Annotated in this window: 17 protein-coding genes; 4 read left to right on the top strand and 13 right to left on the bottom strand. The window is 36.0% G+C overall.

Features of this window, described 5'->3' with window-relative positions; all coding sequences use genetic code 11:
- Nucleotides 1-425 precede the first annotated feature (425 nt).
- Nucleotides 426-1286 (top strand): RluA family pseudouridine synthase, encoded by an 861-nt coding sequence (locus tag BCR24_RS09355; RefSeq protein WP_069640286.1) that lies wholly within the window; start codon nt 426-428, stop codon nt 1284-1286.
- A 44-nt stretch (nt 1287-1330) separates the two neighbouring features.
- Here the strand turns inward: BCR24_RS09355 and BCR24_RS09360 are convergent, their stop codons facing one another.
- The 4 genes from BCR24_RS09360 to BCR24_RS09375 all read right to left on the bottom strand — a co-directional run bounded on the left by BCR24_RS09360 (nt 1331) and on the right by BCR24_RS09375 (nt 5478).
- Entirely contained in the window at nt 1331-2851 is a 1521-nt protein-coding gene (locus BCR24_RS09360; protein ID WP_069640287.1) for a phosphohexomutase domain-containing protein, read from the bottom strand.
- 38 nt (nt 2852-2889) lie between these two features.
- Complete coding sequence (gene argR, locus BCR24_RS09365; RefSeq protein WP_069640288.1) at nt 2890-3345, bottom strand: arginine repressor; 456 nt, start codon at nt 3343-3345, stop codon at nt 2890-2892.
- A gap of 200 nt (nt 3346-3545) precedes the next feature.
- Nucleotides 3546-4769: a hypothetical protein gene (locus tag BCR24_RS09370; protein ID WP_069640289.1), complete on the bottom strand. Its 1224-nt coding sequence runs from the start codon at nt 4767-4769 to the stop codon at nt 3546-3548.
- 91 nt (nt 4770-4860) lie between these two features.
- Nucleotides 4861-5478, bottom strand: a complete 618-nt coding sequence (locus BCR24_RS09375; RefSeq protein ID WP_240604563.1) for a hypothetical protein — start codon at nt 5476-5478, stop codon at nt 4861-4863.
- 1815 nt (nt 5479-7293) lie between these two features.
- Here BCR24_RS09375 and BCR24_RS09380 point away from each other — a divergent pair.
- A complete protein-coding gene (locus BCR24_RS09380; RefSeq protein ID WP_069640290.1) occupies nt 7294-7584 on the top strand; it encodes a hypothetical protein in 291 nt (96 codons plus the stop codon).
- A 69-nt stretch (nt 7585-7653) separates the two neighbouring features.
- On the opposite strand, the gene BCR24_RS09385 is transcribed toward BCR24_RS09380, so the two are convergent.
- The 4 genes from BCR24_RS09385 to pepV form a co-directional block, all read right to left on the bottom strand.
- The gene (locus BCR24_RS09385; protein WP_069640291.1) at nt 7654-9174 is read right to left on the bottom strand and encodes an ABC transporter permease/substrate-binding protein; all 1521 of its coding nucleotides are present in this window, start codon (nt 9172-9174) and stop codon (nt 7654-7656) included.
- 1 nt (nt 9175) lies between these two features.
- The gene (locus tag BCR24_RS09390; protein ID WP_069640292.1) at nt 9176-10129 is read right to left on the bottom strand and encodes an ABC transporter ATP-binding protein; all 954 of its coding nucleotides are present in this window, start codon (nt 10127-10129) and stop codon (nt 9176-9178) included.
- 329 nt (nt 10130-10458) lie between these two features.
- Nucleotides 10459-11754, bottom strand: coding sequence for an NlpC/P60 family protein (locus tag BCR24_RS09395; protein WP_069640293.1), 1296 nt, complete (start codon nt 11752-11754; stop codon nt 10459-10461).
- 269 nt (nt 11755-12023) lie between these two features.
- Complete coding sequence (gene pepV / locus BCR24_RS09400; protein ID WP_069640294.1) at nt 12024-13445, bottom strand: dipeptidase PepV; 1422 nt, start codon at nt 13443-13445, stop codon at nt 12024-12026.
- A 151-nt stretch (nt 13446-13596) separates the two neighbouring features.
- On the opposite strand from pepV, the gene BCR24_RS09405 reads away from it, so the two are divergent.
- A complete protein-coding gene (locus BCR24_RS09405; RefSeq protein WP_069640295.1) occupies nt 13597-14448 on the top strand; it encodes an NAD(P)H-hydrate dehydratase in 852 nt (283 codons plus the stop codon).
- A gap of 81 nt (nt 14449-14529) precedes the next feature.
- Here BCR24_RS09405 and BCR24_RS16745 read toward each other — a convergent pair whose 3' ends face one another.
- From BCR24_RS16745 to BCR24_RS09425, 5 genes are all read right to left on the bottom strand, one after another.
- Nucleotides 14530-14715, bottom strand: a complete 186-nt coding sequence (locus BCR24_RS16745) for a hypothetical protein (protein ID WP_100630387.1) — start codon at nt 14713-14715, stop codon at nt 14530-14532.
- 43 nt (nt 14716-14758) lie between these two features.
- Nucleotides 14759-15580 carry an ABC transporter permease subunit gene (locus tag BCR24_RS09410; protein WP_069640296.1) on the bottom strand — a complete coding sequence of 274 codons (822 nt, stop codon included), beginning with the start codon at nt 15578-15580 and terminating at the stop codon, nt 14759-14761.
- Nucleotides 15577-16464 carry an ABC transporter ATP-binding protein gene (locus BCR24_RS09415; RefSeq protein ID WP_069640297.1) on the bottom strand — a complete coding sequence of 296 codons (888 nt, stop codon included), beginning with the start codon at nt 16462-16464 and terminating at the stop codon, nt 15577-15579. Before BCR24_RS09415 ends, BCR24_RS09410 begins: the two co-directional genes overlap by 4 nt.
- A gap of 118 nt (nt 16465-16582) precedes the next feature.
- Nucleotides 16583-17305 (bottom strand): pseudouridine synthase, encoded by a 723-nt coding sequence (locus BCR24_RS09420; protein WP_069640298.1) that lies wholly within the window; start codon nt 17303-17305, stop codon nt 16583-16585.
- An 87-nt stretch (nt 17306-17392) separates the two neighbouring features.
- Nucleotides 17393-19042: a putative polysaccharide biosynthesis protein gene (locus BCR24_RS09425; RefSeq protein WP_069640299.1), complete on the bottom strand. Its 1650-nt coding sequence runs from the start codon at nt 19040-19042 to the stop codon at nt 17393-17395.
- Between the two features lie 464 nt (nt 19043-19506).
- Between BCR24_RS09425 and BCR24_RS09430 the strand changes: the two genes are divergently transcribed.
- Nucleotides 19507-21024 carry a UDP-N-acetylmuramoyl-L-alanyl-D-glutamate--L-lysine ligase gene (locus BCR24_RS09430; RefSeq protein ID WP_069640300.1) on the top strand — a complete coding sequence of 506 codons (1518 nt, stop codon included), beginning with the start codon at nt 19507-19509 and terminating at the stop codon, nt 21022-21024.
- Nucleotides 21025-21067: the final 43 nt, after the last annotated feature.

A 21067-nucleotide genomic window follows, 5' to 3' on the forward strand; every position in this document is an offset into this window, starting at 1 on the left:
TTCCCCAAAGAGTGGGTATTTTGTTGCGAATCACTGCGATTGGCAATGACAGAGCAGATGATGAGCAATACTTGGCGAACGCAGTGAGCGAAGTTTCATCACTTGTGAATCACCATAATTAACTATATTAAAGCAGATCAGACGCAATACCTGGCACGTTTCATTACTTGTGAATCACCAATCTTCTTAAACTAAATAACGATAGACAACTTTAAAAAGAACAGCAAACTTTAAAAATTGGTCAATTGCTGCGAATCGCAAAGAACAACCTGATCAATGGCCCATAGAAAAGTTACTCCTTTCCAGTAATCCGTTTCAAAAATTAACTTCTGCTTCCTCTACCGATTTAATTCCATCTAACCACTTGAACTTATCCCTTCATTTGTTAAACTATGAGAGAACGCTATTGAAAAGGTGGAAAACAAATGGAATTATCCATCCAGTTACCTAAGAATTTTAAAGAACAAACAGTCCGAGAACTGCTTGAACAAGAATGGTTAGTCCCTCGTAAAGTCCGACATTTTTTGCGCACTCGAAAAAATGTCTCGATTAACGGATCGTCTGCACTGTTTCATTTCCCTGTAAAAAATGGGGATATTGTTACTTTAAAGTTTGAATCAGAAGACTATCCAACACCTACGATTCTTCTAGGAAATACCGCGAATATTGATGTTTTATTTGAAGATGAACAGTTGATTATTTTGAATAAACCGATAGGAATGAAAACTCATCCTAACCAACCTGATGAAAATGATACACTACTCAATCATTTAGCTGCTTATTTGGCACCGAAAAAACAAATTCCATATGTGGTGCATCGTTTAGACAAAGAAACAAGTGGTGCGATTTTATTTGCTAAAAATCCTTTTGTACTTCCCATTTTAGGACGTCTATTAGAAAGTAAACAAATCTATCGACGTTACCAAGCGGTGATTTCGGGAAATTTAGCCAACTCTTTGACTATTCGTAAAAAAATTGGCCGTGATCGACATGATCGGCGCAAACGTGTGATTGATGAGCAACGTGGCGATCTGGCAATTACGCATGTTGAAGTTGATTCTTATGTAAAAAAGGTGAATCTGACAACACTCTATTGCATTTTAGAAACTGGCCGAACCCATCAAATCCGTGTACATTTGGCAAGTATAGGGCACCCAATCATTGGTGATCCTTTGTACCATCCAAAACCTACTGGGCGTTTGATGCTTCATGCTTATGAATTACACCTAACCCATCCATTTACTGGAGAAGTGATTGCAGCAATTGCTGAACCTAGTTTATGGTAAATGAAAAGCTAGGAAGAACACAAATGTTCTTTCCTAGCTTTTTATTACTTCTTCAATGATTCCTTTAATTTAGCTAAGTCCAATTGTTTATACTCTTCAAAGAAACTTGCTAATTCTTCTAAAACCTTTTGATTCATTCCATCTTGATCATTTTCGACTTGTAAAACTAGTAAGGGTTCATGCAAACTCATACGCAATAACAACCACCCGCTGCCATATTCATTAGAAACATTGATTCGTATCCCTTCATAGTTTTCAGGATCAATTTTTAGCCCTCGTTGACTCTCTACAAAATCATTTAAATCTCGAATCACTTGTTCACCGTACTCGCGAACATTTTCTGCTAGAATCTCAAAGCGTAATTCCTGAGTTTCTGCTGGTTGTTTTAATGAGCTGATCAAATCGCCAAGTGTTGAGCCCTCTTTTTTTAATTTAGGTAACAGCATCAGGATTTTAGCGATAACATAGGCACCATCATCTAAATAGTAATTTTCTTTAAAAGCTGCATGTCCACTGGTTTCGATTGCTAATTGAGTATCGATTCCTTCATCGTTCAGTTCAATCATTTTATTGATCACATTGCGATAACCAGAAACATAACGCACTTGTTTACCACCTTTTGACTCGATGAATACTTTCAAATGACTTGAAGTTGGTGAATTTGTTACAATGCTACTGCCTGGATATTCAGCTAAAACGATTGTCGCTAGAACAGCAATCAAATTATTTCGGTTGATTACTTCACCTGACGCATCCACTACCGCCGAGCGATCTACATCCGTATCAAAAATCACACCTAAATCTGCTTTGTTTCTCAAAACTGCTTGCTGAATACTTGCCATTGCTTCTTTATTGTCAGGATTAGGAATATGATTTGGGAACATACCGTCAGGTTCTAAAAATTGCGAACCTGTAATGTCTGCGCCAAGTTTGGCTAAGACTTGTTCTGCAAAGAAACCACCTGCTCCATTACCAGCATCTACTATGATATGAAAACCTTCTAATGGTTTTTCTTCTGTCGTTTTCATGCCTTTGCGAATTTTATCGGTTAAATCAGCAGAATAATCCTCTAAAATCGAGGTTTTGGTAACTGTTCCTTTCGCTACAAGTGCTGGTTTGTCAGTATGTTCTAAGAGATACGCAATATCCTTTTTCTCTGCGCCTCCAGATTTAGTGAACAACTTCAAGCCATTAAAATAATAAGGCAAATGACTCGCAGTGATCATAATTGCCGCATCACAATCATATTGTGGAAATTGCGTGGTCATAAACATAGCTGGCGTTGTCGCTAAACCAAAATCTAACACTTCGATATTTTGCTCTACAAAGCTGTCAATCAAAGCTTGTTTTAAGCTATCTGCCGAAATACGGCTATCATGACCGATACCGATTTTTAATTTTCCTGATTGATGTTTTTCAGCTAAGTGTTTCTCATCACGAAGCCAATGAACCATTCCGACTGCAATTTTCCCGACTTGCGCTGGTGTTAAGTTCGCTGTTTTTTCCTCATGCTCTATTGCTATTCCTCTTATATCTGACCCGTTTTGTAACGCTTTCAAATCCATGTAACCAAATCTCCCTTCATTTTTTGATTGGTTTTATTTTAATCTATCATTGCTTCAAAACGTTCAACAACAGCTACCGCGTCATCTTCTGAGCGAGCAATAATAATGATTGTATCAACTCCTGCGACCGTTCCTGCAATTTCTTCATAACTGACTTCATCTAAAAAATTAGTGACGACATCTGCTGCGCCCATATCTGTATGGACGATGACCATAAATTGGACACGTTCCATGCGAGTCACTGAATCTTTCACAGATTCTTTTAGTTTTTCCTCACTGCTAGATACTTGTTGTTGAGAAAATAAGGCATACTTTACTCTGCCATCTGAACCGTGCGTTTTAACGATGCTCATTTCACGTACATCTCTTGAAACAGTAGCTTGGGTTGCTTTGACACCAGATTGTTCAAGAAGTGCAATCAGGTCGTCTTGAGTTTCTATTTCATTTTCTGTGATCAGTTGCTTGATCAACCGTTGTCGGTCTACTTTTTTCATGTTTAGCTACACTTCCTGTTTTGGTTATTTTCTTTATTATAGCGAAAGTTTGAGAAATTTGCATTTCTTTTTGGTAAAAATTACTTTATTATGAGAAAAGTGGCGTATGAGATGAAAAAAGTTTCGCGTCCGTTTGGTATCATGGACACGAAGCTTTGGTTTTTATTAGATTCATTTTCTTGCAATAAAAAAAGCAAACTTTACTTTTCAAACAACTTTTTAAGGACATTTTCCCTCTCATTTATTACATAATCAAAGTTTGTTTTCTCATAAATCTTATTTCTGTTTTTTTGGCTTCGCTTTTTGGAAAATTGTTCCAAATCTATTTCTGTAATGAGCTCCTCAATAGAATATTTATAAAATGGATATGTTCTCAACTCCATAGTCTCAGACTTATAAAATGAGATTGATTTTATTGGATAGCTCGATAAAATTTCTTTTAGCCCTTTATCATAAGTAGCCAATAAATGCATTTCAAAATCTGCATCCATATTCTCACTACTTCCCATAGGCTTTTCTAAATTTCTGATATGGAACAAATCCCACGCCATTCCTGAGATCGTACCCAAAATATTTTCATTGTTTTTCTGGATTTTCCTGAAAAATTTTTCTACCTTTTTGTCATTTTTTAAATAGAGATAGCAAATAGCTATCTCTCTATACATAAAAATACCTATTTGATTAAACCAAAAATCAAATAAAAGTTCTACTTTCTTTTTAATCCCTTTTTTTGATGAGTTCTTAATGATTATTACCTGCAAAATTAAACAATGAATTATTTTCTGCATAAAACGAGGGTCTTTCGTACTCAGATTTTTCCCTAATGGTTTCATAGTTTTTTCTACAAAACTTTGCGTTTCATACTCTATTTCTCTATTAATCATTAGAGGTTCATTTGAAGAAAAAAATTTATCAAATTCTTTTAAGTTGTTCATTGATTTGAAAAAGAAAAAGGTTCTCAACGTTTTCCAAACACCAATCTTTGTTTTTTCATTGTATAGTTTAGAGCAATTTTCAATACTGTACGGAATGCAAGTGTAGTCCATCTTATACTTAAGGACATGTTTTAAAAATAGATACACATCTCTATGTTTTTCAATATTTTTATTTTCAAAAAGGTCAACCATATAACTAATAAGCTGTGTATCAAAATTGATACACGTCACAAAGCGAAAATCTGAATCTGATTTTTTCACCAAGTTTTCAGCTTGAATTTTATCATAATAATTAAATTTTGAAGTTCCACTGATACTCATTACTGAGATAGTTCCAAAGTCTGCCATTAAATTTTCAGGTAAATCGGCTCCTTTACTATCACTAAAAAAAACAAATTTCCAATTATCCAAAATAGTCGTTCCTATCATCAATGAAATTAATTCTAGTCTTCGATCATTTCTTTGTAAGTCAAGAATTTTTTCTAACATCTTCAACATTCCACCTCGCTTTATAATAACAGTATAATCATCTTTTTAATGTATATCTTTGGTAAATTTACTTATACCTATTTTAATAACATTACAATAGTCTCTTCCTTTGATCAGAGCTAAGTAGCATGTCGATAAATACTTTATCCGATCTATCTAAAAGTTCATATTGCTCTTTGTGCGCTTTTTTTACTAGACGTATAGAAACACATTTCCGAAAAGCTTGTTGCTCCATCTTGTTGAGTTTACTGTAAAAAAACCTCATTGTTTTTGCTTGATTAATTGTTAACTTACCTTTTTGTTTTATTGTTTCCGTAATTGATTTCTGAAAATCACTACTTATAAATAACTCGTCTAACTTACTAAAGAGTATTTTTTTCCAATACTCCTTCTTATCTGTTTCTAGTCTACTATGGTCAACAGCATATCCTTCATCATCTAACAACTTTTCTTTATTAGCTTCTAGATGATCAATAAATTTATTAATGCAGGAACTTCCAACAATCATTTCATTTCCATTTAACTTATTTTGAATAGTATATTCATATCTGATATCTTTATGGTCACACAGTTCACAATTAAAATCTGCATCTTCATTATCTTCGAGTCCTATATATATCCATTCTTCCCTCGCTTTAACAAAGTTAATTTTCTCTTGACTTTTATCCAGTAAATTTCTTGAAGCTTTATTTAACCAATCATTATTCACTACAAAAAACCTCCTTTTATATATTATATCAAAATAAACAAAAAGTTTCATATTACAGTCTAATAAAACTAATAAAAATACTTTAAAAACAAAATTTATCACATAAACTTACATTCCCCCATTGACTCTCCACCCCACTTAAATTAAAATGGAATGAGATAGAACGAAAAAAAATCTAGCCAAACGAACTTCGTTTAGTTAGACAAAATAAAAAGGCACTCTGCAGGACGATTGGTCGTCATCCCACAGAGCCTTATACATTCAGCCGACACTGATCGTACAAGTTGCCCTTAGTCAATTTTCATTGACTGTTTTTATTTTAATCAATATTTCATGCAATTACTAGTTTTTTCTGATGTTCTGAGTTTAACGACAAAAACAGGTCAATGCTTCTTAATTGTACTTAGCGCGGTTTCGGCAGGTGTCCGGAACTTTTTTTTTCGTTCTATTTTACGGTGAGGCAATGATCTTTTGAAATTTGAATAATCGTTTTGAGAAAGTTACCGCAAATCTGACTTCTCTCACCATAGTTTACTTTGCTATAATGATCTGCCGATTTTGTGCTAACTTTTGACGGAGCAAGCCTTTTTATAGACAGATTATTGTAGCCATGATAGTAACGAGGAAACAGCCGACACCTCAAGATGTTAAGTGGTCACTTGACATTTTGAAGCCAAAAATAATCAGCACGAACTGATAAATCAAGTTGCCTGATTCAATAATACGTACATTAAAATAGAATGCTATCTACCAAAATCCGTAGCATTCGATCAGATAAACATTCTTCTAGGCTGACTGTTTGCTCGTTATTATTTTGTAAAATATTTAATACACTATCGATACAATTTTTGATATACTATAACTAGTTGAATAACGGCTGAAGCTCTGAAAAAGGAGTTGATGCCATAAAGATATGTCTTTATCGCTTTTGTCCTGCTTTAGTGCTTAGGAAAAGCGGTCCTTGAAAGATTTGTTAAAAGATATCGCTTCTAAAATAGTAGTTACGCTTGTAGCTTACTATATTGTCGAAGGGATTAAACTTTTTATCACTTTGATTTTTGAGTAAAAAAAGACCACTATCTGCTCGACTAAAGTAAGATAGTGGCAACATTAAACAATCGGGCTTTAGTCAGAACTCAACTAAAGAGTCAGTGTATCAGCACTGGCTTTTTTGTAATCGTAATGATTATCGATTACCTTCTCAACAATTATACCTTATAAAGTCTCTGGAAAGCAACTTATCATACTGATTTTTGTAAAATACTTAATACACTATCAATACAATTTTTGATATACTATAACGAGTTGAATAACGGCTGAAGCTCTGAAAAAGGAGTTGATGCCATAAAGATATGTCTTTATCGCTTTCGTCCTGCTTTAATACATTGGAAAAGCGGTCCTTGAAAGATTTGTTAAAAGATATCGCTTCGAAAATAGTAGTTACGCTTGTAGCTTACTATATTGTCGAAGCGATTAAAGTCTTTATCACTTTGATTTTTAGGTAAAAGAAAGACCACTATCTGACCCGCTAAAGTAAGATAGTGGCATTGCAACAAACTATCGAGCTTTAGTCAAAACTCAACTAAAGAGTCAGTGTTAGTAGCACTGGCTTTTTGTAATCGTGATTGAACTCGATTACCTTCCTCTTTATTATACAATATATACAAGAAAAAAAAACAACTTATCCTAGTTATTCAGTAAAATAATTTAGATTAATTTCAACACTGTAAATAAAAATTTGGTCACACGATTTGAAAGCGCAATCACACACTGCTATACTATTCTTATAATAAAAAATTAAAGGAGGAAATTTCTATGGGGCTAAAATTATCCGAACAGGAAAAGCAAATAACAAATATTCTATCCACTGGTTCCGTTTATACAATTGTTGTAGCTTCTAATTTAAATTGCCAAGATCCTTTCAAGCAAAGTAAACTAAACAAACTCGGTGTCTGGAAATACTTTAATGGCAAGAAAAACAAAGGTTCCTTGACTACAACCCTTAGTGAAGGTCAACTACTGAATCAACTTGAATTGATTTTTGGAAAAAACACGATTTCACTAAAAAAAGTGAATCTAGTACCCTTTCAAGGACTACCAATATAATAAAAAAACAAAGTACAACAAGATGAGCATTTACCTTGTTGTACTTTGTTTTTTCTATACTTGAAATTCTTAGTCTTCCTTCAACATCCCATGCTCCACCAAATAATCATGCGCAACGGTCGCCGGATCTTTTTGCTCCACATTCACTTGGTAATTCATCTCACTCATTTCTTCTTCCGTGATTTTACCAACTAAAGGCTGCAATAATTCTTTTAATTCCGGATATTTCTCAAGCGTTTCAGCTTTCAGCAATGGCGCACCTTGATACGGTGGAAATAGTTGTTTATTATCTTTTAAAATCACCAAATCATATTGCTTTAGTTCACTATCGGTCGAATAGGCATCTACCACATTCACATCCCCATTATTGATTGCTTGGTAACGTAACGATGGCTCCATCGACTTCACATCTAAATTCAAGTTATATAATTTTTGCAAGCCTTTATACCCATCTTCACGATCGATAAACTCTAGTGTAAAACCAGCTTTTAACTGACTTTCGACTTTTTTCAGATCTTCGATAGTTTTCAGATCATTTTCTTCTGCAAATGATCGTTTGACTGCAACTGCATAGGTATTTTGATACTGCATTGGTTCCAGATAATCCATGTTTTCTTGTTCTTTAATTTGATCTCGCGCATACTCGTACACTTCTCTTGGATCATTGGATGTATTCTTATTGTCTTTCAAAAACGTTTCCAGTACGGTTCCTGTAAATTCAGGGTAGACATCGATTTCACCAGATTTTAGTGCGTTAAATAAGAAACTGGTTTTACCAAAGTTTGATTTTAAATTTACGTGGATATCACTATTTGCTTCGATCAATTCTTTATACATGTTGATCAAGATATCTGGTTCTGCACCTAACTTTCCAGCCACCGTAATTTCTTTTTGTTCTGCTTCTTGATGGGTGTAGACAAATGAACCTACTAATAGTGCAAGTAATACCATGAATGCAGCTATGATCCGTTTCACCGTGGCTTTTTCCAACAAATGGATCCCAAAGTTAAACAAGACCGCTAAAACAGCAGAGGAAATTGCGCCAATCAAAATCAAGTATACATTATTTCGGTCGATTCCGAGTAAAATGAATGTTCCGAGACCTCCTGCACCAATCAAAGCCGCTAGCGTTGCCGTTCCGATGATCATAACGGTTGCTGTACGAATCCCTGAAATGATATAGGGTAACGCCAACTGCAACTCAAACTTGATTAGTTTTTCCCGTTTGTTCATCCCAAAGGCTTCGGCTGCTTCTTCTAAAGAAGGATCGATTTCAGTCAAACCTGTATACGTATTTTGCAAAATCGGAAATAACGCATAAATCACTAACGCAACAATTGCTGGCGGACTGCCAATCCCAATAACCGGAATCAGTAATCCTAATAAAGCCAGTGACGGAATCGTTTGGAAAATCCCAGTAATTTGCAGAACAAATTCAGCGACTTTTTTGTAATTAGTCAGTAAAATCGCTAACGGGATCGCTATGAGAATCGCAATCAATAATGACAGTAACGATAGTTGGATATGTTCAACAACCGCTTGGATAAAGTCTTCTTTGCGGGCCACGAATGTTTCTATCAGTTTTCCCATATTATTGAACACCTTTTTCTATCTTTGTCTCTAAGAAGCGTAAAATCGTTCGATCTGTGATTTCACCGATAGATCCTTTCTCATTAACTAGTACAACTGTTTTCCCATCAACAAGTAAGCCAATCACAGTTGGTAAATCGGTGCCTAAATTCACTATCGTTTCGCCGGTTATTTGCCCAGCTTCAATAAATCCTGCTTCTAATAAATCTTCTGCACAATAATTTTCTAAATTAGCCTGTTCATGTTGGAAGAACTGCGCAACAAATTCATTGGCTGGATGATTTTTGATAGCTTCCGGTGTATCGGTTTGAACGATTTGCCCATCCTTCATCACACAAATCCGATCACCTAAAAGCAACGCTTCATTCATATCGTGGGTCACAAAAACAACAGTAGTCGCTAATTCTTTGTGTAGTTCTTTGATCAATAATTGTAATTGCCCTCTTGAAATTGGATCTAACGCACTGAACGGCTCATCCATCAAAATAATATCTGGTTTGGCTGCAATCGCACGTAAAATCCCAATACGTTGCTGTTCACCACCAGATAATTCAGCAGGTTTCCGATGGAGGTATTCCTCTGGTGGTAAGCTGACCTTTCTGAGTAATTCTTCCGTTCGTTCTCGTCTTTTTGCTTTACTCCAGTGCTTCATTTCGGGAATCAATTCGATGTTTTCAGCAACTGTCAAATTTGGGAAAAGAGCGATTTGTTGGAGAACGTAGCCGATCGTTAAGCGTAATTCTTTTAAATTGTAATCAATCAATCGTCTGTTATTAAAATAGATATCGCCATCTGTTGGCTCGATTAAACGATTAAGCATTTTTAAAGTGGTTGTTTTTCCACTTCCACTTGGACCAACTAAGACAAAAAATTCACCGTCTTCAATTGAAACATCGAAGTTTTCTAATACAAATTGATCGTTGTATTTTTTTGATACGTTTTGAAATTTAATCATCTATTCACCTCATTTTTTTCTTGTATGCATATGCTCTTTATTTTTAGGTAATCTTTCATTATTTTTAAATATGTTTATAAGTATACTTGAAAATGTCCGATGTTTCTAACGACTTGTTTCTATTGTACAGAAAAAAACCTGACAACTGTCTGTCAGGTTTTTGAATTTCTTTATAAATAAAGGTATTATTTAGCCAAGTTATATTTTAAAAAAACTATCATAATCAAAAATCCATACTAAGCTTTGTATCTAATCTCAAATCAATTATCCTTCTATTCTTGCACTCATTTGATTTCCCCAAAATAATCACGATACATTAGACTTTGTTCTTATAAATCTGGCAAAATTCGACGTGCAAAATTTGGTTTATATGAATTTATATTGACAATTTCTACAACTCCACCTGGTTGTGGTGCATGAATAAATTTATTATTACCTATATAAATAGCAACATGATCCGTTCTGCCTCTATTTCCCCAAAAAAGTAAATCCCCTTTTTGTAACGAAGATAGACTTACCTCTTTGCCTGAGCTTTCTTGCCCTGTCGTAACTCTTGGTACAGTAATATTTACTGCATTTTTATAAACATATTGAACTAAACCAGAACAATCAAAACCAGCTGGCGTATTCCCACCCCACAAATAAGGTACACCTAAATATTTTAAAGCCAGATTGACAACTGCATCATTTTTCGTAGCTCTAGGTCCAAATGCATCCGAATTTGTCCAATACGTATTTCCATCCATCTTATACTGATAGTATGTTTCTTTATTAGACAACATTTTGGCATACGTTACCTTTACTTCTCTATTTATATGATTTGTGGTATTTCCATAAGTAATTGTCCCTTTTAGCCCCTTTGGCTGATTAAAAATACCATGGCCTCCAACAGCAATCCTCATATCATAATTTGTTCCCCACTGGCTTACAACATAAGGATCTTTTGCACCAGCAAATGCATCTGAATTTGTCCAATACGTATTTCCATCCATCTTATACTGATAGTATGTTTCTTTATTAGACAACATTTTGGCATACGTTACCTTTACTTCTCTATTTATATGATTTGTGGTATTTCCATAAGTAATTGTCCCTTTTAGCCCCTTTGGCTGATTAAAAATACCATGGCCTCCAACAGCAATCCTCATATCATAATTTGTTCCCCACTGGCTTACAACATAAGGATCTTTTGCACCAGCAAATGCATCTGAATTTGTCCAATACGTATTTCCATCCATCTTATACTGATAGTATGTTTCTTTATTAGACAACATTTTGGCATACGTTACCTTTACTTCTCTATTTATATGATTTGTGGTATTTCCATAAGTAATTGTCCCTTTTAGCCCCTTTGGCTGATTAAAAATACCATGGCCTCCAACAGCAATCCTCATATCATAATTTGTTCCCCATTCACTAACGATACGAATTTCTTCTTGACTAGCGTATTCATAAGTCAAATTTTGTGAAGCATGTACTTCTGAAAGACTAGCATCAGATTTTTCAGTTGTTTCTACTCTAGTTAGCTCGTTAGTTTCTCTATCATTTTCTGCAAAAGCGTGAATGGGTATCAACAGGAATAATGATGTTGCTACAATAACAAAACTACACTTTTTTAATCTCATTATAAAACTCCTATCTTTTTAACTATAATTGATTACCCACTTATGATACCATATATAACTAACACTATAAATGCTTAAGCAGACAAAAAAAATAAAATACAAAACATCCAAATCGAGTGAATACATCGTATAATACCTCACTTTCAAAAAATATAAATTTCTTTTAAATATCTAAAAAAAGGCAACTACCTTACTCTGTAAAAAATCGAGTAAAGTAGCTGCCTTTCTATAATTCAGTACAATTCTTACCAGTTCTTTTATAATACAATTTATACTTTTCCAGCCAATCTATAAATCGCATCCGCATAAATAGCTGTCGCACGGAATAAATCATCCAACGCCATAAATTCATTGGCTTGATGCATGGTGTCTGTATAACCTGGGAACATTGCGCCATACGCCACGCCACGTTTTAGTAAACGTCCGTAAGTTCCGCCACCGATGATTTGTTCATGGCCTTTTTGACCAGTATGATCTTCGTAAACTTGTAATAAGGTTTCAACCAATGGATCATCCGCTGGCACGTAATGTGGTTCTTGGTTACGTCCACCTTGAACGATTTCAGCACCGATTGCACCTGCTGTAGCTTTCACACCCGCTTCTAATTCAGCAGCTGTTGTGCCTTTAGGGTAACGGAAATTCAAGCTCATAAAGTTGCCTTCTTCAGCATCTTTCTTGAAGACGAATAAACCAGCGTTCATTGTTAATTTACCCATCTTAGTATCTTCAAAGGCTACGCCTAATTTTTCACCATAGAAATCTTCATGAACAAGCGTTGCAGCAACCTGGATAAATTCTTTTGCTGCGCCAGCAAATGCATAGCTGTTTAAAAATATTGCTAAGTATGTTGCCGCATTGATCCCAGATTGAGGGCTAGCGCCGTGTGCGCCTTTTCCTACAACTTTGATTGTAACAGTTGCACCATTCGCTTCAAATTCGCCAGAAATTGGCTCCTCATCTACAAATACGCTAAATGCGCCTTGCATTTTTTCAGTTGCTTCGACAGTTGGAACTGTGATTACAGCCGTTGCCGTACCTGGAACCATATTTTCACGTAAGCCAGCATTAAAGCTTTCTAATTCATATTCGCCTTGGCTTGATCCGCCAAAACGAGCGTATAACGATACGTTTCCTTTTTCACCGTTGATGATTGGGAATTCTGCATCAGGAGAGAAACCAAAATCAGGTTTTTCTTCGTGTTTGAAGTAATAATCCATATCACCCCAGCCACTTTCTTCATCACTTCCAACAACAAAGCGAACTTTTTTAGATAATGGTACGCCTAAATCTTTGATGATTCTTAACGCATAATATGCCGCCATACTTGGGCCTTTATCATCACTTGAACCACGCGCGAAGATTTTACCATCTTTGATGACAGGTTCATAAGGATCTGTATCCCAACCGTCCCCAGCAGGTACAACGTCCATGTGACCGAAGATGCCTAAGGTTTCGTTGCCTTCACCATACTCGATATGTCCAGCGTAGTTATCAACATTTTTCACAACGAAACCATCACGCTCGCCATAAGCTAACATATGCTTCAAGCCAGCAACAGGTCCTGGTCCAAATGGTGCATCTGGTGTAACTTTTGAGTCATCACGCTCACTATTGATGCGTAATAGATTTTGTAAATCTTCTAATAGCGCATCTTTACGTGCGTCTACTTCTTTTTGCCAATCAATTGTCATTTTTTAGTCACTCCAATTCATTATTCTACCTTCCCATCATACCACTAACTTGTTTAAAAGAAAAAGGCGGAAATGGTTTTTTCATAATCTTTTGCTCTTGTTCCAAAACAGATTTATACTAAAAGAAAAGCAATTAAAGGAGACTATCGGGATGAAAGACTTAACCAGAGACGATTTAACCGCAGTGATCCAGCCACGTCCACAAGAATCTCACAAAGGAACATTTGGACGTGCAGTATTGGTTGGCGGCAATGCAACATATGGCGGCGCGATCATCATGAGTACCGAAGCTGCTGTCAGAACAGGGACTGGATTGGTTTCCGTTATTACAGCCAAACATAATCACAGCGCACTGCATGCTCGTTTACCAGAAGCAATGGTGCTTGACTGGACACTTACGCGAGCAGTCAGTGAGTTATTAGGTACAGCAACTGTTCTCTTGATTGGTCCTGGGCTAGGTTTAGATTCACACAGTCAACAGCTGTTGCAACTGGTTCTTCAACAGCAAACGTCTACTCAATGGCTTGTGATTGACGGATCTGCTATCTCCTTATTTGCTCAGAGCGACAGTCACTTAAATTATCCAGAACACATAGTTTTCACTCCGCACCAAATGGAATGGCAGCGTCTGAGCGGTCTTAAGCTGACGCATCAGACGATAGATAATAATCAAGCAGCTCAAAAAAAATTAGGTGCAACGATCGTGTTAAAAAGCCATCGAACTGAAATCTATACGACGAATGAACAATATCGAAATCCCTTAGGCACTCCAGCTATGGCTACTGGGGGAATGGGGGATACTTTAGCTGGCATGATCACTGGTTTTTTAGCTCAATTTCCTGATAAAGAAGCCGCAATTTGTGCAGCAGTGTATCTTCATAGCCAGATTGGTGAAGAATTGGGTAAAAAACGTTATGTTGTCTTACCAACTGAAATTAGTCAGCAGATTCCTCGCTTCATGAAACTGGCTGAAAACATAAATAAAAAGACAAAAGGAAAATGAGGCTCACTTTCCTTCTGTCTTTTTTCTAAAAAAATCAGTTTGTAAAATCCCCATATATACTTCCATCCACTCTGCTAGAAATTACATTCGTAAAACTTCACTAGCTTCAGGATGTTTCTTTCCAAACGGAAGGCTTTCCTCAATAATTTGATTAACTACGCCTACTATCAACTGAACGATATCCTGCTTAGAACTCTCCTTTTTAACAGGCAATTGTACGACAGTCTTTAATAACAGTTGAATCGTCAGTTTCCAATTACGATTCATGTAGTCTGTCGGTTTTATCAGAAAGGTGTCTAATAAAATTACCTTAGATTTTCAAATCTTTCCGTTGATAAACCAAATATGTTCCACCAAAAAATAACACAATCAAAACACTTAAGACACCAACACTTACTACCGACAATCCTTTATCCAGCAAATTACTTGGAATTCCTAGATGGGTCGGAGAAATGTTTTTGGCCCAATTAAATGATTCTTTCAAATCGGAAAAAATCCCGATCAAATAAAAGCCAAATACGATCCCTAAAGAAATACTCGTACTTTGTTTACTTGATTTTAAAAGTGTTGAAAGGAAGAAACCTAAAGACAAGAAAAACAATAAAATCAAACTTTCCTGCGTAAAAATCTTCCCAATTTCTCGGATGATCGTCGTTACTGAATCTGTTGATTGCCGATATGTTAACGTTGCTCCTAAGGAAACGGCAAATGATACTAGCCAAAAAATTGCTAAGATAAAGACGTTTCCTGCTATCTTACTTGTAACAATGCCGCTACGCGTTACTGGTTGTGCATATAAAAATTTAATCGTTCCGTCCGTTTCTTCTTTGATCAATGACTGACTTCCCAACATCATTGCATAAACAGAAGCTGCTAAGAACATATACTGAAAATAGTACGCAAAAAAACCTGTTGCTACTAAAAAACTTGCTTGTCCACTCACGCTGATATTGAAGGTTTTCAATAGTGAAGGAGACAACCCATTTAACTTTGCATCCAACAACTCTTTCATTTCTGAGCTGTGCATTTGTGGGTACACGGCACTAAATCCAACTATAATCACTGCAAATAGAATCGTCCAAATAATCAATCCTTTGACTAATGACTTACTTTCGATTTTGGCTGTGATCATTTTGCAGCTCCTCCTTCATACAATGCCATAAACTGATCCTCTAGTTCTGGATTGGTGACTGTAAAGTCTTCAATCGACTCATCTCCTAACAATGGTAAAACCTTATGAAGATCGCCTTCGTAAAATAATCGTGTTTCGTTTCCTTGATGTTTTAAAATTGCTGCCCCCATCTTTTCGAAAAGCGATAACGGAATATGATCACCGATCAATGTAATAACTTTTCCAAGTGATTTTTCTTTTGTAATATCTTGAACGGTGATGATTTTCCCCTGACGAATGAATGCTGCCCGGTGTGCATGCTGTTGCACTTCATTTAAATCATGACTGGATAAGAAAATCGTCATGCCTTTTTGGTTATATTTTTCCAGCTCTTCAAATAGTCGATGCTGCATCAGTGGATCTAACCCATTGGTCGGCTCATCTAAAATCAATAATTCTGGATTTGGTAAAATACCAGCCGTGATAGCGACTTTCTTTTTATTTCCTAAAGATAGTTCGGACATCTTTTTTTGTCTATCAATATCGAACAGCTCGATAAAGTAATCGATTTGTTGCTTGCTATTTTTTATTTGATGAAAATCAGCTACATACTGCAGTATTTCACCTGTGGTCATATGGGGATAAAATCGTACATCACTCGAAACATATCCTGTGCGTTTACGAATCTCTTTGGCATCTTTGATACTATCCAACCCAAGTAAAGTCGCAGTTCCTTGATCTGGATAAATAAAATTCAACATCGCTTTGATTGTTGTTGATTTTCCTGCACCATTTGGGCCGATAAAACCATAGATTTCACCGTTTTCTACAGAAAGATTCACTTGATCGATCGCTGCTTGTTTTTTATACACTTTAGTCAAGCCTATAAGTTCAATGGCCTTCATTTTACGATTCCTCCTCATTGACCTCTTAGTCAATTGCAGTATATATCTAGGTTAACTTATTAGTCAAAAAAATCTGATTGAATGGAATGTTTGAATCTGCAACATTCTTTCGATCAGACTATACTTTTCCTTTTAATCCTTCAAGCTCTGCTGCAGTTAGTTCTCTATACTCACCTAATGCTAGATTTTCATCCAACCACAAACTGCCCATCCGCAGACGTTTTAAGTAAACGACTTTTTTATCAACTGCTTCAAACATTCGTTTTACTTGATGAAACTTGCCTTCTTGGATAATCAAGCGAATCTTTGACAGCTGATTTTGTTCATCTACAGCTTCGATCGTTAGGTGGCTTGGTTTTACCAGCTCTTTATTCGTTAAAGCGAATCCTGCAGCAAATAGATCAATGTCTTCTTCTGTCACAATTCCTGCAACTTCTGCAAAATATTCTTTATCTACATGTTTTTTAGGTGACAATAATTGATGAGCCAGCTGACCATCGTTTGTCAGTAGCAACAACCCCTCTGTGTCTTTATCCAAACGTCCAACAGGGAATAAATCTTCTCGGAAATCTTCATCGTGCAATAAATCGATCACGGTTTGATCCCATTTATCTTCTGTCGCTGAGATCACCTCTTGAGGTTTATGCAGCATATAGTAGTAATACTTTTGATAAGTCAATTTTTCCCCAGCAAATTTAACAACATCTTGTTTTTCATCAATTTGTGTTTTACCCTCTTTGATTACTTGGTCGTTTACAGTAACCATACTTTTTTTCAGCAACTGCTTGGCTTCTTTACGGCTGCCAACACCTGTTTCTGCAAGAAATTTATCTAAACGCATATGTTTCCCCTTACTATCAGAACTTATTTTTTCTAATAAAGAGGATGGAACATAACTCCATGAGTCACATCCCAACCTCTTATTGTTCTATTTTATTTTTAGCTTACGACGAATTTTACCTACGCCCGCTCCCAGCAACTTATCTGCTAAACGTAATTTTAACGTGATATAGCCATATACCGCACCACCAAATGCGGCAACGATCATAATGATCAAGAAAGACTGGAATTTACGTGACGGATCTAAGAATAAATACAAGAATTGGCGCATCACAATTGCGGCAATCATCATTACTAATGTGATCAAGAAAATCAATAATCCACGTCGCAATGTCAAGCCAAAATTAAAGTGACTGACTTTCTTGATTTTTCTCATGATCAAGAAACAAGACAAGGAAAAACCGATCATTGTCGCAATCAAAGGACCGTACACTTCAAACAAACGAATACTTGGGTATTGTACGATCAATTTCAACACTAAGCCTAAAGCAAAATATTTAATCGCTGCCTCATTTTCGTACATCCCCATCAACATCGTCGATGATAACATATAAAGACCCATAAATAGTCCTGCAAAACAAGCTTGGATCAATACGGAAACGCCTAGCGCATCTGGCGCATAAAACATCGTATAAAGAGGTTTAGCTAAAACGATCATACCAAAGGTTGCTGGCAGCATAACAAACATGAATAACTGTAAGTTATTACTGATCAACTTTGATAAGTCTCGATATTTTTTCAACGTAATCGCTTCAGTAATCAAGGGCAATCCTGTCGCTGAAATCGAGGTTGCTAAAGCAATCACGACCATCGTTAATTTGTCCGGATTTGCATTAAAAATCGCAAACAGCGTTCTTAACTGGCTTCCTGAATAAGTCGTAAATGTATTCATAAAATTAGAAAAAGTAAATTGATCGACTAATTTAAAGACTGTTACACCTGAACCTACAATGATGAATGGCAATGCTTCTTTTAGTGTTTCCGTCAATAAATCACGAGTTGAAGCTTTGTGTTCATTGGCACTATGTGCTGCCAAATAGTCAAACATCGGTTTTTGTTTGTGAAAATAGTAGATTAGAACAATGAGACTTGCTAACATCCCGATAAATGCTGCCAGTGTTGATTGGGTCACAGCATCAACATAATTCCCTTCAAAAACTCTCATGATGATAAATGCTGTCAATAACATATAAAAGACACGAGCAATCTGCTCAACGATTTGAGACAAAGCATAGGGCATCATATCTTGGTTTCCTTGGAAATAACCGCGAACAACACTCATACATGGAAAAATCAAAACAGCTAAACTGAGCGAACGCATCGTCGGAATCAATTCTTCTCCCCCACCAGACCATTTCGCTAACAAAGGAGAAGCTAAATACATGACGATGGCAAAAATACCTCCTAAAATAGCCATTAATTGAAGCGCTTTGTAAAAAAGCTGTCGGCTGATCTTATATTCATTCAACGAATTATAATAAGAGGTTTGTTTGGCGATTGCTGCAGGTATTCCTGCTGTAGATATTAATAAAAAGAGAGCGTATACGGTATACCCCATTGAAGATAAACTATTTGCTTCATTAGCGTGACTTCCCATCCATGCATACCATGGGATAATATATACCGCACCCAACAAACGAGAAATTATATTACTAGCTGTCATCCAAGCCGATCCTTTAACCATTTTTTCTTGGTTAGTCAAGATCGGTTGATCAGCAGGATTTGGTTGATTTATCATTTAACTCCTCCAACTTTCTTTGAACATGCTTTCTTTATTTTAATTGTTAAATCAAGTATATGCAACGACTTTCTTGAATAAATTAACTTATTTATCGTTTCCTCACAGATTTTGTAAAAAAACAGTCGTTTTCATTTTTGAAATATCTAAAAACCAAATAAACACTTCATTTATAACTATTTCTTTTTTTGTTTATATTCAAAGATAAAAGTACTAGATATCGCTTTTAATTCATAATTTTCTTTATATTTCACATAAATATGTCTAATATGTATTTGTTATTTTAATAGAAAAATTATATTGGAAATTCTTCACTTTAGGCGATGAACTCCTCCGTGTTTTTTTCGTCCTCTTCCAGCAAGCATCTTGAAGTTTTAACATTTAAATTGTATGATGAATTTCTAACAGATTTTTATTCCAAAAACCTTACATTCAGATTTTAAAAACCGCTTGGAGGCGTAATGATGACTATTTCTTTAGAAAAAATCCGCGAATGTTTACTTAAAGAACATCTCTTAAAAGAATTTGTTTCTACGCAAACTTGGTCTTTGACTCTGCCTAACTCGTTGGCTGACAAAACATTTGATGCTCTTTCTTATGATTCCCGGACTGTAAGTTCTAAGACACTTTTCTTTTGTAAAGGACTCAATTTCAAACCTGAATACTTAGAAAATGCAGTCGCAGCTGGTCTTGATAGTTATGTAGCAGAACAACCTTATGACGTGCCCGCAGCATTGGGAATCATTGTCACAGATATCAAAAAAGCAATGGCTGTTTTGAGTATGACTTTCTATGATTATCCACAACATAAATTGAAACTGATCGGCTTTACAGGGACCAAAGGAAAAACAACAGCTGCTTACTTCACTAAATTCATTTTAGATCAGACAACAAACAAAAAAACAGCGATGTTGTCTACTATGAATTCAACTTTAGATGGTCAAACATTTTTTAAATCCCATTTAACAACACCAGAATCCCTTGATCTTTATAAAATGATGAATGAAGCAGTGAGCCACGGCATGAGTCACTTCATTATGGAGGTCTCATCACAAGCCTACAAGACCAATCGCGTCTATGGTTTATTTTTTGATGTGGGTATTTTCTTAAATATTACACCTGATCACATCAGCCCGATCGAACATCCAACATATGATGATTACTTTTATTGCAAACGGCAACTAATCAAACAGTCGAAAACGATGATTTTGAACCATGAATCGGATCATTTTCACTTGTTGAAAGAAACTGCGCAGCTTTACAGTATTCCTTATCTTGTTTATGGCAATCAAGCAGCATTGGATACCGACTATTGCTACCAAACAGATCCAGTAGATTCCCTAGCTTTTTCTATTGAAGCAAAAGAGGATCAACTAATGGTCACCGGTGACTACCAACTTCGTTTGGGTGGCGATTTCAATAAAGGAAATGCCTTGAGCGCTATTCTTGCGAGTGCCTTAGTAGGCGCAGATCGAAATGACTGTCAGCAAGGAGTCAAAGAAACGACCGTCCCTGGACGAATGGAGTTATTGACGAATACAAATGGTGCGAAAGTTTATGTCGATTATGCGCATAATTATGACAGTCTAAAGAATCTTTTAACGTTTGTCAAAGAAGAACATCCAACTGGTCGTTTACTTGTTGTGATCGGTAGCACAGGAAACAAAGCGATTTCAAGACGCAAAGATTTTGGGGCTGTTTTATCTGAATTAGCGGATATTGCGATTTTAACCACCGATGATCCAGCCGATGAAGATCCAGTCACTATTTGTAAAGAAATCAAAGCCCACATCACAACAGACATCCCGACCAAAATAATTGCGGACCGCAGTGAAGCAATCAAAGAAGCTCTGGCAATCAGCCTAGCGGAAGATGCTGTCATTTTAGCTGGTAAAGGGGCAGACTTGTACCAAAAGGTCCATGGGAAAGATATGCCTTATGAAGGTGATTTCCAAATTGCGGAACGCTTGATCACTAAGTAAGATACAGACGTCAAACCGATAAACAGTTAAAGAGAGCAAGACG

The sequence above is a fragment of the Enterococcus ureilyticus genome (assembly GCF_001730315.1).
GTDB classification, from domain to species: domain Bacteria; phylum Bacillota; class Bacilli; order Lactobacillales; family Enterococcaceae; genus Enterococcus_L; species Enterococcus_L ureilyticus.

Excerpts from the sequence above, each read along its gene's own strand:
- BCR24_RS09355 (WP_069640286.1), top strand. The coding sequence starts at position 426 with ATGGAATTATCCATCCAGTTACCTAAGAATTTTAAAGAACAAACAGTC.
- BCR24_RS16745 (WP_100630387.1), bottom strand. The coding sequence starts at position 14,715 with ATGAATCGTAATTGGAAACTGACGATTCAACTGTTATTAAAGACTGTC.
- BCR24_RS09415 (WP_069640297.1), bottom strand. The coding sequence starts at position 16,464 with ATGAAGGCCATTGAACTTATAGGCTTGACTAAAGTGTATAAAAAACAA.
- BCR24_RS09420 (WP_069640298.1), bottom strand. The coding sequence starts at position 17,305 with ATGCGTTTAGATAAATTTCTTGCAGAAACAGGTGTTGGCAGCCGTAAA.
- BCR24_RS09370 (WP_069640289.1), bottom strand. The coding sequence starts at position 4,769 with ATGTTAGAAAAAATTCTTGACTTACAAAGAAATGATCGAAGACTAGAA.
- BCR24_RS09380 (WP_069640290.1), top strand. The coding sequence starts at position 7,294 with ATGGGGCTAAAATTATCCGAACAGGAAAAGCAAATAACAAATATTCTA.
- pepV (WP_069640294.1), bottom strand. The coding sequence starts at position 13,445 with ATGACAATTGATTGGCAAAAAGAAGTAGACGCACGTAAAGATGCGCTA.
- BCR24_RS09390 (WP_069640292.1), bottom strand. The coding sequence starts at position 10,129 with ATGATTAAATTTCAAAACGTATCAAAAAAATACAACGATCAATTTGTA.
- BCR24_RS09405 (WP_069640295.1), top strand. The coding sequence starts at position 13,597 with ATGAAAGACTTAACCAGAGACGATTTAACCGCAGTGATCCAGCCACGT.
- BCR24_RS09360 (WP_069640287.1), bottom strand. The coding sequence starts at position 2,851 with ATGGATTTGAAAGCGTTACAAAACGGGTCAGATATAAGAGGAATAGCA.
- argR (WP_069640288.1), bottom strand. The coding sequence starts at position 3,345 with ATGAAAAAAGTAGACCGACAACGGTTGATCAAGCAACTGATCACAGAA.
- BCR24_RS09430 (WP_069640300.1), top strand. The coding sequence starts at position 19,507 with ATGACTATTTCTTTAGAAAAAATCCGCGAATGTTTACTTAAAGAACAT.
- BCR24_RS09385 (WP_069640291.1), bottom strand. The coding sequence starts at position 9,174 with ATGGGAAAACTGATAGAAACATTCGTGGCCCGCAAAGAAGACTTTATC.
- BCR24_RS09425 (WP_069640299.1), bottom strand. The coding sequence starts at position 19,042 with ATGATAAATCAACCAAATCCTGCTGATCAACCGATCTTGACTAACCAA.
- BCR24_RS09395 (WP_069640293.1), bottom strand. The coding sequence starts at position 11,754 with ATGAGATTAAAAAAGTGTAGTTTTGTTATTGTAGCAACATCATTATTC.
- BCR24_RS09410 (WP_069640296.1), bottom strand. The coding sequence starts at position 15,580 with ATGATCACAGCCAAAATCGAAAGTAAGTCATTAGTCAAAGGATTGATT.